Below are 14,788 nucleotides of genomic sequence, written 5' to 3' on the forward strand. Positions count from 1 at the left end.
GATCCACCCAACTGCGTCAACCTGCATCGCACAGCACATGTTCGAAGAAAATCGTGGCACCGTTCCGCTCGCGGAGCGCCTGCGCCCCCGCACCATCGACGACGTGATCGGCCAGAAGCATCTGCTCGGCAAAGCCAAGCCGCTGCGCGTCGCGTTCGAATCGGGCGAAGCGCATTCGATGATTCTCTGGGGCCCGCCCGGCGTCGGCAAGACCACGCTCGCGCGTCTCATGGCCGATGCGTTTCACGCGCAGTTCATCTCGCTGTCGGCGGTGCTTTCCGGCGTCAAGGATATCCGCGAGGCGGTGGAAACCGCGCAGATCCATCGCGCGAACGGGCATCAGACGCTCGTGTTCGTCGACGAAGTGCATCGCTTCAACAAGAGTCAGCAGGACGCGTTCTTGCCGCATGTGGAATCGGGCCTGTTCGTGTTCGTCGGCGCGACCACGGAGAATCCGTCGTTCGAGGTGAACAGCGCGTTGCTGTCGCGCGCGGCGGTGTACGTGCTGAAGAGTCTCGATGCCGACGAGCTGAAGGAACTGCTCGATCGCGCGTCGAAGGAACTCGGCGGCCTCACCTTCACCGACGAAGCCCGCGACGCGCTGATCGGCTCCGCCGACGGCGACGGCCGCAAGCTGCTGAACAACCTTGAGATCGTCGCGCGCGCGGCGGCGCAGCAAAAGCAGACGGAAATCGACGGCGCGCTGCTCGGCAGTGCCCTCGCGGAAAATCTGCGCCGTTTCGACAAGGGCGGCGACGCGTTCTACGATCAGATCAGCGCGCTGCATAAATCGGTGCGCGGCAGCAATCCGGACGCCGCGCTCTACTGGTTCTGCCGCATGCTCGACGGCGGCGCGGACCCGCGCTACATGGCGCGGCGCATCGTGCGCATGGCGTGGGAGGATATCGGTCTCGCCGATCCGCGCGCCGGGCGCATCGCGCTCGACGCGGCCGAAACCTACGAGCGGCTCGGCACGCCGGAAGGCGAACTGGCGCTCGCGCAGGCGCTCATTTATCTGGCCGTCGCGCCGAAATCGAACGCCGGGTACAACGCCTACAACGAGGCGCGGCGCTTCGTCGGCAAGGATCAGTCGCGCGGCGTGCCGGTGCATCTGCGCAACGCGCCGACCAAACTGATGAAAGAACTCGGCTACGGTCACGAATACCGCTACGCGCACGACGAGCCCGACGCCTACGCGGCCGGCGAAACCTATCTGCCCGACGGCATGCGCGACCCGCACTGGTATCAGCCTACGCCGCGCGGGCTCGAAGGCAAGATCGGCGACAAGCTCGCGCGCCTCGCCGAACTCGACGAAGCGTGGCGGCGCGAACATCGCGACGAGAAGAAGCGGTGAACTCCGCGCCGTTCGTTTCGCGCGCGGGCAAACTGCGTTTCGCCAGGCGCGTCACTGAATGCGTACGGCGCGCAATGACCGTGCGCTAAAATCGGCGTTTCCGATTACTTAACAAAGCAGCCCCCCGCCATGCTCGACATCCAAACCCTCCGCAAAGACCTGGACGGCGTCGCGAAGCGCCTCGCCGATCGAGGCTACACGCTCGATGTCGCCGCCTTCGCCGCGCTCGAAGCCGAGCGCCGCGAGATCCAGACCCGCACTGAAGAACTGCAGGCGCGCCGCAACAGCCTGTCGAAACAGATTGGCGCGATGAAGGGGCGCGGCGAGGACACCTCGGCGGTGATGGCGGAAGTGGGCGGCATCGGCGACACGATGAAGGAATCGGCGGCGAAGCTGGACGACGTGCAGAAGCGTCTTTCCGATCTGATGCTGACGGTGCCGAACCTGCCGCACGAAAGCGTGCCGGTCGGCAACGACGAGACGCAGAACGTCGAAGTGCGGCGCTGGGGCACGCCGCGCGCGTTCGACTTCGAAGTCCGCGATCACGTCGATGTCGGCGCGCCGCTCGGTCTCGATTTCGAAACCGGCGCGAAGCTCTCGGGCGCGCGTTTCACGCTGCTGCGCGGACAGATCGCGCGGCTGCATCGCGCGCTCGCGCAGTTCATGATCGACACGCACACGGAGCAGCACGGCTATACCGAGGCGTACACGCCGTACATCGTGAATCCGGAGATTCTCTTTGGCACGGGCCAGTTGCCCAAGTTCGCCGACGACATGTTCCGCGTCGAGAAGGGCGGCGACGAGAACACCGTCACGCAGTACCTCATTTCGACCTCGGAGATTTCGCTCACGAATACGGTGCGCGACAGCATCCTCGAAGCCAGCGCGCTGCCGGTGAAGCTCACCGCGCATTCGCCGTGCTTCCGCTCGGAAGCGGGCTCGTACGGGCGCGATACGCGTGGCCTGATCCGCCAGCATCAGTTCGACAAGGTCGAGATGGTGCAGGTCGTGTCGCCGGAACATTCCTACGCCGCGCTCGACGAGATGGTCGGGCAAGCGGAGACGATTCTGCAGAAGCTGGAACTGCCGTATCGCGTGATCACGCTGTGCACGGGCGACATGGGCTTTTCGGCGGCGAAGACGTTCGATCTCGAAGTGTGGCTGCCGGCGCAGAACACGTATCGCGAGATTTCGAGCTGCTCGAATACCGAGGCGTTCCAGGCGCGTCGCATGCAGGCGCGGTTCCGCAATGCGCAGGGCAAGCCGGAATTCGTGCATACGCTGAACGGCTCGGGTCTGGCGGTCGGACGCACGCTCGTCGCGGTGCTGGAGAACTTCCAGAACGCGGACGGTTCGGTGACGATTCCGGCCGTGCTGCGTCCGTATATGCGAGGAGTGGAAAGAATCGAAGTTTCCGCAGCAGTGTGACGTTTATTTTCAAAAAGGGGCTTGGAAAGCACGAAAGGGTTCGATATACTTTCGTTCTTCGTTGAGCAACGACCAGTTCACGAAGACCCGAAAGGGTAGACGGAGAGGTGGCAGAGTGGTCGAATGTACCTGACTCGAAATCAGGCGTACGGTTTTCCCGTACCGTGGGTTCGAATCCCACCCTCTCCGCCAAAATACTGAAACCCCGCATGTCGTAAGACTGCGGGGTTTTGCTTTTGGGCTGCCGTTCGAGGCTCCGCTTCGATGAAGCGAAGCCACGTCTTCAAGTCGTACAACGCGCAATATCGAAGCGCAGTTCCGGCTCCGGCACGCCGCCATCGTCGCTCGACGACTGCTGCACCTTCACGATCGATCCATACGCCGAAGGCGTGAGCGTCACGAGCCACGCGTTCGATCCGACCAGCAACTCGGTCGTCCCTTGAGCGCGCCTCGTCTGCGCGGACGGAAGCATGCGTTGCAGACAACTCGATATATCCGACGCGGGCCGCGCCGACGAAACATGAATCACGGGCTTCGACGCACGCAACTCGGGCTCGCTCGTCGAACTGCAGGCGGCGAGGGCGGCGACGCCGGAAAGTCCTGCGGAAATCAAGGCAAATCGATGCAAGGTCATAGCGCTCCGGCAAGTTCGAATTCGCGCCACTAAAACACAAACACGCTTTCATCACAAGGGCGAGCGACCTTCGCTGCGCGTTCGACAGAGCGCACACGAAGCGTCGAAATGCAGCGCCCAAGCGGCTCTCCAAGCGGTGACGCCGCTCGGGAGTGCTATCATCGGCCCCATTGTCCTCGCGCGCGGCCTAGCTGAAACACCGGCGAAAGCGCATGCACGGACAGCACGCATCCGGCACGAACCCATTCGCATTGCTCAATGGCCATCACGCTCAAGACACCCGCCGACATCGAAAAGTTGCGCATCTCCGGCCGCATGGCCGCCCAAGTCCTCGCGATGATCGCCGAACACGTCCGTCCGGGCGTCACCACGGATGAACTCGACGCCATCTGCAATCGCTTCATCGTCGACGAACTGAAGGCCATTCCCGCCAACGTCGGCTACATGGGTTTTCCGAAGACGATCTGCACCTCGGTGAATCATGTCGTGTGCCACGGCATTCCCGGGCCGAAGGAATTGAAGGACGGCGACATCATCAACATCGATGTCGCGATCATCAAGGACGGCTACTACGGCGACACGAGCCGCATGTATTACGCCGGCACGCCGAGCGCCGAAGCACGCCGCCTCACCGAAACGACCTACGAAGCGATGATCGCGGGCATCCGCGAAGTGCGCCCGGGCGCGACGCTCGGCGATGTCGGCGCAGCGATTCAGAGCGTCGCGCACCGCGAAGGCTTCTCGGTGGTGCGCGAGTACTGCGGCCACGGCATCGGCCGCGTGTATCACGAAGACCCGCAAGTGCTGCACTACGGCCAGCGCGGCGCGGGCCTGCGTCTGAAGCCCGGCCTCGTCTTCACCATCGAGCCGATGATCAACGCGGGCCGCGCGTCCACGCAGCAGTCGCGCGACGGCTGGACCGTGACGACCAAGGACCGCTCGCTCTCCGCGCAATGGGAACACATGGTCGCCGTCACCGACGAAGGCTTCGAGTTGCTGACGCCGTGGCCGGACGGCACGGGCAGCTATGCGGTGCCATGAGCGCGCATGCGCCGCTTCGGGCTGCCGCGTGTGCGCTGTAAAGCACTTTCCCGGATTTAGGAATTGACGGGTTCGCCCGTTCGGTTGAAGCTATATGAGTGGTCCACGCGCCGGACCGGCCGACAGAGCCGCACGCGCATGAGCCTGAAAGCCAGAGAGAAATAGCCCGCATGAGTCCCTCATTGACCGTCAGCCGCATCGCCGCGCAACAAGGTTCCGTGCTGCGCGAGCTTCGCACGGCATCGCTGCGCGAGGCGCCGTATGCATTCGGCGAGACGCTGGAAGATGCGCTGCTCGTCGAGCCGTCGTCATTCGACGCAACCGCCGAGCTGCACGCGAATTCTCCCCGGCTCGCGACGTTTCTGCTCTACACGGAAGGTCATCCCTGCGGTCTCGTGCACGCGTACATCGAAGAGGCGCCGAACGCGCGCGCGTTTGTCAGCGCGCTGTGGGTCGCGCCGGCGGTGCGTCATTTGCGCGGCGGCGAGCTGCTCGTGAACGTCGCGTCGCAATGGCTCGCGGAGCAGGGCGCCGCCGAAGTGCATGCGTGGATCTCCGAGGAAAACCGCACCGCGATGCGCTTCTATGAGCGCCTTCATTTCGGCCCTACCGGCGATCGCCGCGCGATGCCTTCGCACGAGCAGGAAGCCGAGTCGCTCTTCGTGCGCCACATGCACGCCGAACATCACGCCTGACGCGCGTTACTTCGAACTCAGTCCTCGCTTCCCGCGCGCACACGTTGCTCGTTTCCGATCGCCGAAATCGGTCCTAAAAATTATGGCCGTGTGCGACAACGCCTGTAAAATACGCAAAATTTTTGGCCGTTCCTATGTCGCTCAACAAAACGCCCTTTTTTGAACTGCGCAGCGGCTCCGTCGACACGCTTCTCTTCGTCGTCAAGACTCCCGACCTCGACGCCCTGCGTACCGAACTCACGCGGCGCTTCGAAGCGACTCCCGAATTCTTCGCGGGCGATGTCGTCGCCATCGACGTGCGCCGTCTCGCTGATTCCGCGAAGGGCGGTGAAGGCGAGCGCGTGTCGCTCGCGGAACTCGAGACCTTGCTGAAGAGCGTGCGCATGCGGCCGATCGGCATTGTCGCGCTGCCCGCGCAGACGTGGGCGATCCAATGGGCGAACGAAGGCGGCCTGCCGGTTCTCGAAGCGCGCGACCGGCGCGGCGCGCCGAAGCCTTCCGTCGACGAAGCGAAGCCGAACACGGAAGCCGCCGCCGTGATCGAAGCGGCCGTCGCGAAGGAGCCCGCGCCCGCGGCGCTGCCCGCGCCCGCGACCATCATCGACCGGCCGCTGCGTTCGGGCCAGCAGGTCTATGCGAAAGGCGATCTCATCGTGCTCGGTCTCGTGTCGTATGGGGCCGAGGTGATCGCGGAAGGCAATATCCATATCTATGCGCCGTTGCGTGGCCGCGCGCTCGCGGGCGTGCACGGCAATCTCGACGCGCGGATCTTCTGCACCTGTCTCGAGCCGGAACTCATCTCCATCGCGGGTATCTATCGGACAACCGAGAACCCGCTGCCAGCCGACGTGCTGAGCAAACCGGTGCAGATCTGGCTGAACGACGAAAAGCTCATGATCGAACCGCTGCGGCTGACCTGACGGGTGAATCGACTCGCGCGCCCGATGCCCCCGGCGCGTGCTCGACAGCAACGCGAGCGGACCTATTGACGAACACAAGGTACTTGTATGGCAAAAATCATTGTGGTGACTTCGGGGAAGGGCGGCGTCGGCAAGACGACCACCAGCGCGAGCTTCGCATCGGCGCTCGCATTGCGCGGCCACAAGACGGCCGTGATCGACTTCGACGTCGGTCTGCGCAATCTCGACCTCATCATGGGTTGCGAACGCCGTGTGGTGTACGACCTCATCAACGTCATTCAGGGCGAAGCGAACCTGCATCAGGCGCTCATCAAGGACAAGAAGTGCGAGAACCTCTTCATCCTGCCGGCCTCGCAGACGCGCGATAAAGATGCGCTCACGCTCGAAGGCGTCGAGACGGTTATCAACGAGCTGATCAAGATGGACTTCGAGTACATCATCTGCGATTCGCCGGCGGGTATCGAATCCGGCGCGTTGATGGCGATGCACTTCGCCGACGAAGCGCTCATCGTGACCAATCCTGAAGTGTCGTCCGTGCGCGACTCGGATCGCATTCTCGGCATTCTGTCGTCGAAGACCAAGCGCGCGGTCGAAGGCAAGGAGCCGGTGAAGGAGCATCTGCTCATCACGCGCTACAACCCGAAGCGGGTGAGCGAGGGCGAGATGCTGTCGCTCTCGGACATCCAGGAAATCCTGCGCATCGATTTGATCGGCGTGATTCCGGAATCGGAAGCGGTGCTGCATGCATCGAATCAGGGTTTGCCGGCGGTGCATCTGGACGGCACGGATGTCGCCGAATCGTACAAGGACGTAGTGTCGCGCTTCCTCGGAGAAGAAAAGGCGCTGCGCTTCACCGATTATCAGAAGCCAGGTCTGCTGCAACGCATCTTCGGCACCAAGTAAGGGGACGCAATGTCGATTCTTTCGTTTTTGCTGGGCGAGAAAAAAAAGTCCGCTTCGGTCGCGAAGGAACGCTTGCAGTTGATCATTGCGCACGAGCGCGCGGGTGGCAGAGCCGCCGCCGATTATCTGCCGGCGTTGCAACGGGAACTCGTTGCCGTGATTTCGAAGTACGTGAAGATTTCCGATGACGATATTCGAGTCAGCCTCGAACGTCAGGACGACCTCGAAGTGCTTGAAGTGAAGATCGAGATTCCGCAGGCGTAACAGAAGCGTCAGCGGGCGGCGTCGCGTCCGGTCAGGCCGGGCGCGTGCCGCGAGGAAAATGCGAAAGCCAGAATCGGGTGATTCTGGCTTTTTTCTTTTGCGCGCTATCGTTTGCGCGCGTGTTTCGGGCGACGTGCGGGCGCCGCTTTCATCGAAATCGATGCGTCGGCAAGGACAGTTGTGGGGGCCAGAAAAAAGAACAGGCGCGAGGCTTTCGCCGGGCGCCCAAGAAACGCTCCCGCCAGAAGCAGGAACGGAGAGGAGAAGAGAGCAATTCGCTCAGCAATGACCACCAGCCGCACGAACCGCATTACCTGCTCAGAGTGTCCGTTCCAGAAAAAGTTCAACCACTTTGAAATTTCTTTGTAGGTTCGCTGTGTGACGCCGGGTGGCCGTCTCAGGCGGTCAGCACTTCGAACGCGAGCACCGCCAGGATCGCGCCGACATTCGCGATGACCGCTTCGAACAGCACGCCGCGCCACGTCGCGGGACGGAATTTCACGGCGAGGAGCAACGCCGTCACAAGCGCGATGGCCACGATCGCGACAAGATGCGAACTCTCCAGATAAATGCGCATGGCCGCCTCCTTTCCATTCGCGGCATTACTTTCCGCGCGGTGGTGTTTTTGTCGAACTTGTTTCGAGTATAGGCAGTGGCATATTTACTGGAAAGCGGACAAAAAAGTCATTTTGCCGCCAGCTTGCCGACTGCCATCGGGTGTTAATTTAAATACTCGTTGATTCACGGAATTTTCTTTCTAGACTAGGTACAAACCCCGTATGTGCGCGAGCCAGCCCGGCAGCGCGCCGAACCGCAGGCTCGCGGAGCATTCGCCAATGACTTCCCCGACGACACGTTCTCTCGAAGTCGATTTCTTTCGAGGAATCGTGCTGCTCATTATCGCGGTCGACCATATAACGGGAAGTGTGCTTTCGCGCTTTACGCTGCATCAATACGCATTCTGCGATTCCGCTGAGGTATTCGTCTTTCTCGGAGGTTATGCGTCGGCGGCGGCTTTTACGGCGCTTGCGACTCGCCGTAGCGATTCAGCCGCCCGCCGACGCTTTTTCAAACGCAGTTGGGAAATCTATCGCGCGTACCTGTTCACGGCATTTCTGATGCTGATCGGCGGCGCGCTGCTGATGGCCCTGAAGGTCGACACGCCGATGGTCCAGTACACCGAATGGCCGAACTTCCTCGAGCGGCCGTTTGGACTCACCGTCGATATCGCGTTGCTGCGTCAGCAGCCGTATCTGTCCGCCGTACTGCCGATGTATTCCGTGTTCGCGCTCGCCGTGCCGGTGATCGTGCCGCTCGCGCAGAAGAAGCCTGTCGTCGCGATGTTCGGCAGCCTGCTCGTTTGGCTCGCCGCCATGCCGCTCCTGCGCTTCCTGCCGGGGACGTACGGCGAGGCGTGGTCGTTCAATCCGTTTGCCTGGCAGCTGATGTTCATGACCGGCATACTGGCGCGCGTCCAGCCGATCAGCGGCGAATTCCACGCGGGCAGGATCGCGCGCTGGCTGACTGCGGGCGCCATCGGCGTGGCGCTCACGTTCGCGTTCTACAAGCTTTTCCTCGAAACTCAGGCGCCGCCCGGATACATGAAGCAGAACCTCGCGACATTGCGCATCGTCAGCTTCGCGGCGATCGCCTGGGTCGTCGCGCGCGGCGTTCATGCGGGATGGGTCGGCCAGCTCGCGCGCAAGCTGCCGGGCATCGTGACGATCGGGCAGCAGGGGCTCGTTTGCTTCATCGCGGGAACGTGCGTCTCGCTGGTGCTCGATTCGGCGCTGCGCGCGATGGGCGTGCTCGGCCTCGGCCGCTATCCGTCGCACTGGATTCTGGGGCTCATCGCGGATGGCATCGCTATCGTGAGCCTGCTGGGGCTCGCGCGCTTCTGGGCCAACCGCAAGGCCACCAAAGCAGCGCGCGCGAAGGGCGTCGAGCGGCAGACGCCGCCGCGGCTGCCCGTCATCGAAGGACGGCCGGTGCCGGTGCATGCCGGCAGCCGGCGCGAGCGCTGAGACTTACTCCAGCGTGATGTTGCGCGTCTCGCGCATGCACAGCACGGCGATCAGGCTCACCGCCGCCGCCGCCGACACATAGCCGCCCACCCACGTCAGCCCGCCGCGATTCGCAAGCAGCTGCGCGATATACGGCGCCACCGACGCGCCCAGAATCCCGCCGAGGTTGTACGCGACGCCCGCGCCCGTGTAGCGCACGTTGGTCGGGAAAAGCTCGGGCAGCAGCGCGCCCATCGGTGCGAACGTGACGCCCATCAGAAACAGTTCGATGGTGAGGAACAGCGCGACCTGGATCGTGTCGCCGCTGCCGAGGAGCGGGGCCATCGCGAAGCCGGAGAGGATTGCGAGCAGGCAGCCGACCATCAGCACCGGCTTGCGGCCGAAGCGGTCGCTCGCGATCGCTGAGATCGGCGTGGCGATCGCCATGAACAGCACCGCGAAGCACAGAAGGCCTAGGAACGTCTCGCGCGCGAAATGCAGCTTGGCGACGCCGTAGGACAGCGAGAAGACCGTCGAGATGTAGAAGAGCGTGTAGCAGACGACCATCGCGAACGCGCCGAGCAGCGTCGGCACGAGATGGCTGCCGAGCAGCGTCGCGATCGGCACCTTCACGCGTTCGTGCCGTTCGACGGCCGCGCGGAACGCCGGCGTCTCCGCGATCTTCAGACGCACATAGAGGCCGAGCGCGACGAGCACCGCGCTCACGAGGAACGGCACGCGCCAGCCCCAGCTACGGAACTGCTCGTCCGAGAGCGACAGCGCGAGACCGAAGAAGAGACCGTTCGACGCGAGGAAGCCGATCGACGGCCCGAGCTGCGGAAACATGCCGAACAGACCGCGCTTGCCCGGCGGCGCGTATTCGGTCGCGAGCAGCGCCGCGCCGCCCCATTCGCCGCCGAGCCCGATGCCTTGCCCGAAGCGCAGCACGCACAGCAGGATCGGCGCGAGGCTGCCGATCGAGTCGTAGCCCGGCACGAAGCCGATGAGCGTCGTCGAGACGCCCATCACCAGCAGCGAGGCGACGAGCGTCGACTTGCGGCCGATGCGGTCGCCGAAGTGGCCGAACAGAAACGAGCCGATCGGCCGTGCGAAGAACGCGATGCCGAACGTGACGAACGCGGAAAGCGCCTGCGCGGCGGGCGAGTCGTGCGGAAAGAACACCGGACCGATGACGAGCGCGGCGGCGGTCGCGTAGACATAGAAGTCGTAGAACTCGATCGCGGTGCCGATGAAGCTCGCGAAAATCACGCGAGACGCGCTTTGAGATCCGTCGCCGGGCTTGGCGGCGGAAAGCGAGGATGAGGACATAGGGTCTCCGTTGTCGTGTTGCTTTGGTGCGAAGCATTGTCGCGCGCATCGCCGGGGCAAGGGCGATCGAATCGATGAGCGATGTGGCCGCTCGGCGCGCGTCAGCTTTTTGTAGGGATTGCGATGCGATGGCAGGCATGCCAGAAATCGACGGCGCGTGCGAGTAGTGCGCGATGTCGCGGCGCAGTGGCTGCGCACGAGGCCTCTCGCGCGACGCGCGGGATGGGCGCGGGGCGAAGGCCGTGCCGGAAGTGGGTCCGGCAGGGGTGTTGAAAATTATAACGAGCGTGCCGGGCGCGCGCCAATCAATCGATGGTCGTGGCTTGCGGCGAGTGCGATGTTTGCAGTTGGAACTGGCCGTTGTCGTTGAACATCCAGCCTTCGAAAAGCTCCAGTTGACCCTTGCCGTTCAGGAGCTTCGCGGGCGGCGCGGGTAGCGGCGATGCGCGGCGCAGCGAGGCGAGCGCGGTGGCTTCGGCTTCGTCGTCGCCATTGGTGCGATACACCGACGATTCGACGAGCCGCCCGCCACGGTCCACCGTGAACGAGACGAGCACGAACGAGCGCAGCATGGCCTGCGGCGTGCCTTTGAGCACGAGCGACGGATTGCGCTCGAAGATGCGTTGGGCGATGTGCGTCTTGTATTCGTCGAGCGTCGGACCGGCGACGGCGGGCGCGGCGGCGCGCGCGGCCACGACGCTCGGCGGCGGCGTGATCGTGCAGGCGTTCATCGCGAGCGCGCCGACGGTCGCAACGAGCATGGAGCAGAAACGTGACGCGAACATCGCAGGCATCGACGAAGATGGCGTTACTTTAATGATAGTCGTTGCAAAGGCCTCGAAGCGTTGAAAGTGTGCGCTCGGGCGCGGCACTTGCTCACGATCCTTTCATCCGAAAACACCGATGGAGGGAGCCATGAGCAACGAGACGAATCAACCGGAAGGCGAACAGCCCGTCGAGCATAGCGACAACGAGAAAAGCAAACTGCCCGAACGCGACGACGAAAACCGCAAGCAAGGGCCCAACGACAGACCGGGCAAGGAGACGGGCGAGGGCGAGACGCCGGTCGGCTGAGTCGCTCCGCCCGCGTGCGGCACGGACGCGGCAGTGCTAAGGTAATGAGGGGATGTCCCCGTCTATTTTCGGGAGAACGCCATGTCACGCAAGTCACATGCAGCGCCGTCGGGCGCGCCCGCGCGGCAACAGCAACCGGCTTCCGCCGCGCATTCGAAGAACGAATCGAAACGCGCCGCGCCGAAGCAGGACGCGGCGCGAGCGGAGCCGGTTCCGCACGTACGCCCGCCCGTGAGATCCGATGACAACTGAAGTCAGTCGATTTCAGTCGATATAGGGTTTGACGAGTTCGGCGCAGCGTATCGGCGCGGTCGCCCGGACCGTGCCGGTATCGGCTGCACGCGTTTCCACACACCGATAGACGCTATTGGTTTTCTGAAGCACATAGGTGTCTTCGGGCAGGCCTGTGCTGCGCGCGGTGACGCTCGTCACCGCGACGATTCCATATCCGTTCTGAATCAGGTCGAAGAGGGTCGCCTCGGTCGAGCGCCATTGCGCGTTGGGCTGCGACTGGGCATGCGCCGACAGGCTTGCGGCAGCGATGCAGCCGACGAGGATGGGCAGGATGCGGCCTGACTTCATGGGCGATTCTCCGCGTTTGTTATCGATGAGGCCGTTAGATGGCGTGATGGCCATTGTGTTCACATCGATTTTCTTGGAGGCGCGACGGAATCGGGCGATGGACAAAAAAATGGCCTCGCTCGCTGCGAGGCCCAAGTCCAACCTTACCCATTGAAGGCATCTTTCACGCGAGAATGGGGAAACTCGGGAAAGAGGCAGGGGGGACGATAACTGGCTCTCGAAGCCTTGCATACGCGTATTGTCCGAATTTTGGAGTGGAGTGTTATCGCAGGTAAGAGCTTGCCGTATTTGTCAGGATATCGAAGTGAGACAGTGGGCAGCCTTTGTCGGGCACACGCTCGCGCATACGCGAATTTGCTGCGTTCAAGCGAATCAGCCGCGTGTGCTGTGCGAATCCGTGAGCATCCTTGCGCGAGCCTGGATGAGCTGATTGAGCCAGAAACGACAAAGCCACGTAAGTCTCTGAACCTACGTGGCTTTTTGTTCGATTCTGGCGGAGGCGGTGTCCGCCCAACAGCGCCTACAGATATGGCGTTTTGGGCGTTTCGAGCGATCCATCCACCATCCCGCCCACCAAAAGTCACCATTGCCAGAGGCTCTTGAAAACGACACGGGTTTACGGGACCCTACGGCCTCGAAAAATCAGATGAGAGTAAGCCATGAAGTGCCCGCATTGTGCTGTTGAAGTCCACGAGTCCTTCGCTGAGGGCCCGATAACGACCCCAGGAAAAGGTGTCGCGCCAATCGGAAGGTTCTTTTGGCACACACAGAGCATGGAATGCCCGGCCTGCAACCAAGCCATCATCTATCTTCGAGGTACCGATAAGAACGGCTACACGGAGCATGCTCCCCGGCTGGTTTTCCCGAAAGCGACGCCACGCCAGGCGGCTTCTCCTGAGGTTCCATCTAGCATCGCTCAGGACTATCACGAAGCCTGCGCGGTGTTAGTTGATAGCGCAAAAGCATCCGCGGCATTGAGTCGTCGTTGCTTGCAGTCGATTCTTCGCGAGAACGGCTTCGCGCATAAAGATTTGGCGCCAGCCATCCAAGCCTTGCTTGAATCGAAGCAACTACCACTGGCTATCGCAGATAACGTCGACGCCATTCGAAACATCGGGAACTTCGCCGCGCATCCAATGAAAGACACCAATACTGGCGAGATACTTCCGGTCGAACCGCAAGAGGCTGAATGGAACCTTGACGTGCTGGAAGAGCTTTTCGATTTTTTCTATGTGCAGCCGGAGAAAGCTCGCCAGAAGCGAGCTGCGCTCAATGAAAAGCTGCAAGCGGCCGGGAAGCCGCCAATGAAATAAACCGACACCGCGTCGGTTTTAACATCTGCCAGGCACCTGCTAACCATCAAGATGCCAGGCATGCGACGTCCGGTAAGGCCGAGAGACGGTTTAACAGTTGTTAAAGCGCTTTAACAAAATCGCTGGAGGGGGATTTTTTCTACGGATGAGGAACCGGGCGGTCTAGCTCCGGCCAATGCGGCGAAGTTTGACCATACCCCTCCCTCAAAAGGTAACAGGATCAAGCACCTGCGTAGCCCGCCGTGCGGCCGTCTCGTGCTCCCGCTTGCGCCGCCGCTTCACGTTTGATCCTCTGCGTAGATGCCAGCGCTCACGCGCTTTGATCCGACGCGCATGCGGCCATAGACGATCGGCACGCAATCGCCTTGCGCGACGCTGTTCACCGGGCCGTTGAAGTAGTACGACGTGCCGTTGTCACCGCTGTTGCTTGCAAGCCCGCTCGTCTGCGGGCTCAACATCTGCACCACGCCGCCGAGCGCCATCGACGCGCCGAGGCCGAGCAGCCCGGCATGGACTGCGGGAGAAAGCGCGAGAAACGCAGGGTTCCAAACGGCGACAGCAAGGATCGCTGCACCGAGGATAGTCTGGAAGAGGCCGCTAGATTTGCTGCCGATCAGAACGGGCGCGATGCGGATGTCCTCCCTCCCGACTGGATGCCACAGCTGATCTTCATTCAGATTTTGCTTGCCATTGAACACAGCGAATGTCAGTCCGTTGTCTTGTGCGTTGAGCAGAAACTTCTTGAAACCCGGTTGCAGCACGCTCAGCGCGCTGAGCGCCTCCCGCGTCGACGAGACGGCGATCCGGTGCGTGCGTCCGAACTTCGCTCCGAGCACACCATAGAGGCGGATGGTGCGCAGGTTTTCTGTTTGCATTTTTGCTTCTCCTGTTGAACTGAAAAAGCCGCTCCCTAGATTGGCGGGTCGGCTGAATGCTCACCGCGCTTTCGACTCGAGCGACGCGATTCGGTCGCGTGCGTCCTGTAAGAGTGCGTGCGCTTCTTGCAGCGCAGCGCCAAGCAGTGGCACGAGCTTTGAATAATCGACCGCCTGCGGCACGATCTCCTGCTCAATCGACACGACGTCTTCCGGCTTCACGTCCGCCGGATCGTGGCCATCGCGGTAGATGACGTACCAATCGCCCAACGCGTCCTTTTCGCCTGTTACCGCTAAAGGGACAACCTCCTGCAACTCATGCGCCAAGACGTAGTGTGCGAGTTCGCCGGGCGCGGCCTTAAACTCACCTTGG

18 protein-coding genes and 1 tRNA gene are annotated in these 14,788 nt (G+C 62.4%); 12 read left to right on the forward strand and 7 right to left on the reverse strand.

Annotated elements, in window-relative coordinates; all coding sequences use genetic code 11:
- Positions 1–37: 37 nt before the first annotated feature.
- From AWB80_RS39585 to AWB80_RS39595, 3 genes are all read left to right on the forward strand, one after another.
- Positions 38–1,354 (forward strand): replication-associated recombination protein A, encoded by a 1,317-nt coding sequence (locus AWB80_RS39585; protein ID WP_061180062.1) that lies wholly within the window; start codon positions 38–40, stop codon positions 1,352–1,354.
- A gap of 129 nt (positions 1,355–1,483) precedes the next feature.
- On the forward strand, positions 1,484–2,782 hold the full coding sequence (gene serS / locus AWB80_RS39590) for a serine--tRNA ligase (RefSeq protein WP_061180063.1): 1,299 nt from the start codon (positions 1,484–1,486) through the stop codon (positions 2,780–2,782).
- 101 nt (positions 2,783–2,883) lie between these two features.
- A tRNA-Ser gene (locus tag AWB80_RS39595) sits at positions 2,884–2,974 on the forward strand.
- A 91-nt stretch (positions 2,975–3,065) separates the two neighbouring features.
- Here AWB80_RS39595 and AWB80_RS39600 read toward each other — a convergent pair.
- The gene (locus tag AWB80_RS39600) at positions 3,066–3,416 is read right to left on the reverse strand and encodes a hypothetical protein (protein WP_061180064.1); all 351 of its coding nucleotides are present in this window, start codon (positions 3,414–3,416) and stop codon (positions 3,066–3,068) included.
- A gap of 258 nt (positions 3,417–3,674) precedes the next feature.
- On the opposite strand from AWB80_RS39600, the gene map reads away from it, so the two are divergent.
- The 5 genes from map to minE all read left to right on the forward strand — a co-directional run bounded on the left by map (position 3,675) and on the right by minE (position 7,239).
- Entirely contained in the window at positions 3,675–4,457 is a 783-nt protein-coding gene (map, locus tag AWB80_RS39605; RefSeq protein ID WP_061180065.1) for a type I methionyl aminopeptidase, read from the forward strand.
- 170 nt (positions 4,458–4,627) lie between these two features.
- On the forward strand, positions 4,628–5,152 hold the full coding sequence (locus AWB80_RS39610; protein WP_087131982.1) for a GNAT family N-acetyltransferase: 525 nt from the start codon (positions 4,628–4,630) through the stop codon (positions 5,150–5,152).
- A gap of 134 nt (positions 5,153–5,286) precedes the next feature.
- Positions 5,287–6,072 carry a septum site-determining protein MinC gene (gene minC, locus AWB80_RS39615; protein ID WP_061180067.1) on the forward strand — a complete coding sequence of 262 codons (786 nt, stop codon included), beginning with the start codon at positions 5,287–5,289 and terminating at the stop codon, positions 6,070–6,072.
- 87 nt (positions 6,073–6,159) lie between these two features.
- Positions 6,160–6,975, forward strand: coding sequence for a septum site-determining protein MinD (minD, locus tag AWB80_RS39620; protein ID WP_061180068.1), 816 nt, complete (start codon positions 6,160–6,162; stop codon positions 6,973–6,975).
- Positions 6,976–6,984: 9 nt separating this feature from the next.
- A complete protein-coding gene (gene minE, locus AWB80_RS39625; protein ID WP_016344622.1) occupies positions 6,985–7,239 on the forward strand; it encodes a cell division topological specificity factor MinE in 255 nt (84 codons plus the stop codon).
- A gap of 397 nt (positions 7,240–7,636) precedes the next feature.
- Here the strand turns inward: minE and AWB80_RS39630 are convergent, their stop codons facing one another.
- Entirely contained in the window at positions 7,637–7,816 is a 180-nt protein-coding gene (locus AWB80_RS39630) for a hypothetical protein (RefSeq protein ID WP_061180069.1), read from the reverse strand.
- Positions 7,817–8,075: 259 nt separating this feature from the next.
- Between AWB80_RS39630 and AWB80_RS39635 the strand changes: the two genes are divergently transcribed.
- Complete coding sequence (locus tag AWB80_RS39635; protein WP_061180076.1) at positions 8,076–9,263, forward strand: OpgC domain-containing protein; 1,188 nt, start codon at positions 8,076–8,078, stop codon at positions 9,261–9,263.
- Between the two features lie 3 nt (positions 9,264–9,266).
- Here AWB80_RS39635 and AWB80_RS39640 read toward each other — a convergent pair whose 3' ends face one another.
- Together AWB80_RS39640 and AWB80_RS39645 are read right to left on the reverse strand one after the other, a co-directional pair.
- Positions 9,267–10,571 (reverse strand): MFS transporter, encoded by a 1,305-nt coding sequence (locus AWB80_RS39640; RefSeq protein ID WP_061180070.1) that lies wholly within the window; start codon positions 10,569–10,571, stop codon positions 9,267–9,269.
- A 305-nt stretch (positions 10,572–10,876) separates the two neighbouring features.
- On the reverse strand, positions 10,877–11,356 hold the full coding sequence (locus tag AWB80_RS39645; protein WP_061180077.1) for an energy transducer TonB family protein: 480 nt from the start codon (positions 11,354–11,356) through the stop codon (positions 10,877–10,879).
- Positions 11,357–11,486: 130 nt separating this feature from the next.
- Between AWB80_RS39645 and AWB80_RS44540 the strand changes: the two genes are divergently transcribed.
- Both AWB80_RS44540 and AWB80_RS44215 read left to right on the forward strand, forming a co-directional pair.
- Positions 11,487–11,645, forward strand: coding sequence for a hypothetical protein (locus AWB80_RS44540; protein WP_167390505.1), 159 nt, complete (start codon positions 11,487–11,489; stop codon positions 11,643–11,645).
- An 81-nt stretch (positions 11,646–11,726) separates the two neighbouring features.
- A complete protein-coding gene (locus tag AWB80_RS44215) occupies positions 11,727–11,897 on the forward strand; it encodes a hypothetical protein (RefSeq protein ID WP_160147521.1) in 171 nt (56 codons plus the stop codon).
- A 12-nt stretch (positions 11,898–11,909) separates the two neighbouring features.
- Here the strand turns inward: AWB80_RS44215 and AWB80_RS39650 are convergent, their stop codons facing one another.
- Positions 11,910–12,362: a hypothetical protein gene (locus tag AWB80_RS39650; protein WP_244207012.1), complete on the reverse strand. Its 453-nt coding sequence runs from the start codon at positions 12,360–12,362 to the stop codon at positions 11,910–11,912.
- A gap of 638 nt (positions 12,363–13,000) precedes the next feature.
- On the opposite strand from AWB80_RS39650, the gene AWB80_RS39655 reads away from it, so the two are divergent.
- Positions 13,001–13,540 carry a DUF4145 domain-containing protein gene (locus AWB80_RS39655; RefSeq protein ID WP_244207013.1) on the forward strand — a complete coding sequence of 180 codons (540 nt, stop codon included), beginning with the start codon at positions 13,001–13,003 and terminating at the stop codon, positions 13,538–13,540.
- Positions 13,541–13,818: 278 nt separating this feature from the next.
- On the opposite strand, the gene AWB80_RS39660 is transcribed toward AWB80_RS39655, so the two are convergent.
- The gene (locus AWB80_RS39660; protein WP_061180071.1) at positions 13,819–14,415 is read right to left on the reverse strand and encodes a tail assembly protein; all 597 of its coding nucleotides are present in this window, start codon (positions 14,413–14,415) and stop codon (positions 13,819–13,821) included.
- Positions 14,416–14,475: 60 nt separating this feature from the next.
- A partial coding sequence (locus AWB80_RS44220) for a hypothetical protein (RefSeq protein ID WP_208635761.1) occupies positions 14,476–14,788 on the reverse strand: 313 nt, incomplete at its 5' end.

It is taken from the genome of Caballeronia pedi, from assembly GCF_001544915.2.
Taxonomy (GTDB): domain Bacteria; phylum Pseudomonadota; class Gammaproteobacteria; order Burkholderiales; family Burkholderiaceae; genus Caballeronia; species Caballeronia pedi.

Bases quoted from the DNA above. Each gene is read 5' to 3' on its own strand.
- AWB80_RS44540 (WP_167390505.1), top strand. From the start codon at position 11,487: ATGAGCAACGAGACGAATCAACCGGAAGGCGAACAGCCCGTCGAGCAT.
- AWB80_RS39600 (WP_061180064.1), bottom strand. From the start codon at position 3,416: ATGACCTTGCATCGATTTGCCTTGATTTCCGCAGGACTTTCCGGCGTC.
- minD (WP_061180068.1), top strand. From the start codon at position 6,160: ATGGCAAAAATCATTGTGGTGACTTCGGGGAAGGGCGGCGTCGGCAAG.
- AWB80_RS39660 (WP_061180071.1), bottom strand. From the start codon at position 14,415: ATGCAAACAGAAAACCTGCGCACCATCCGCCTCTATGGTGTGCTCGGA.
- AWB80_RS39610 (WP_087131982.1), top strand. From the start codon at position 4,628: ATGAGTCCCTCATTGACCGTCAGCCGCATCGCCGCGCAACAAGGTTCC.
- AWB80_RS39640 (WP_061180070.1), bottom strand. From the start codon at position 10,571: ATGTCCTCATCCTCGCTTTCCGCCGCCAAGCCCGGCGACGGATCTCAA.
- minC (WP_061180067.1), top strand. From the start codon at position 5,287: ATGTCGCTCAACAAAACGCCCTTTTTTGAACTGCGCAGCGGCTCCGTC.
- serS (WP_061180063.1), top strand. From the start codon at position 1,484: ATGCTCGACATCCAAACCCTCCGCAAAGACCTGGACGGCGTCGCGAAG.
- AWB80_RS44215 (WP_160147521.1), top strand. From the start codon at position 11,727: ATGTCACGCAAGTCACATGCAGCGCCGTCGGGCGCGCCCGCGCGGCAA.
- AWB80_RS39635 (WP_061180076.1), top strand. From the start codon at position 8,076: ATGACTTCCCCGACGACACGTTCTCTCGAAGTCGATTTCTTTCGAGGA.
- AWB80_RS39630 (WP_061180069.1), bottom strand. From the start codon at position 7,816: ATGCGCATTTATCTGGAGAGTTCGCATCTTGTCGCGATCGTGGCCATC.
- AWB80_RS39645 (WP_061180077.1), bottom strand. From the start codon at position 11,356: ATGTTCGCGTCACGTTTCTGCTCCATGCTCGTTGCGACCGTCGGCGCG.
- AWB80_RS39585 (WP_061180062.1), top strand. From the start codon at position 38: ATGTTCGAAGAAAATCGTGGCACCGTTCCGCTCGCGGAGCGCCTGCGC.
- minE (WP_016344622.1), top strand. From the start codon at position 6,985: ATGTCGATTCTTTCGTTTTTGCTGGGCGAGAAAAAAAAGTCCGCTTCG.
- map (WP_061180065.1), top strand. From the start codon at position 3,675: ATGGCCATCACGCTCAAGACACCCGCCGACATCGAAAAGTTGCGCATC.
- AWB80_RS39655 (WP_244207013.1), top strand. From the start codon at position 13,001: ATGGAATGCCCGGCCTGCAACCAAGCCATCATCTATCTTCGAGGTACC.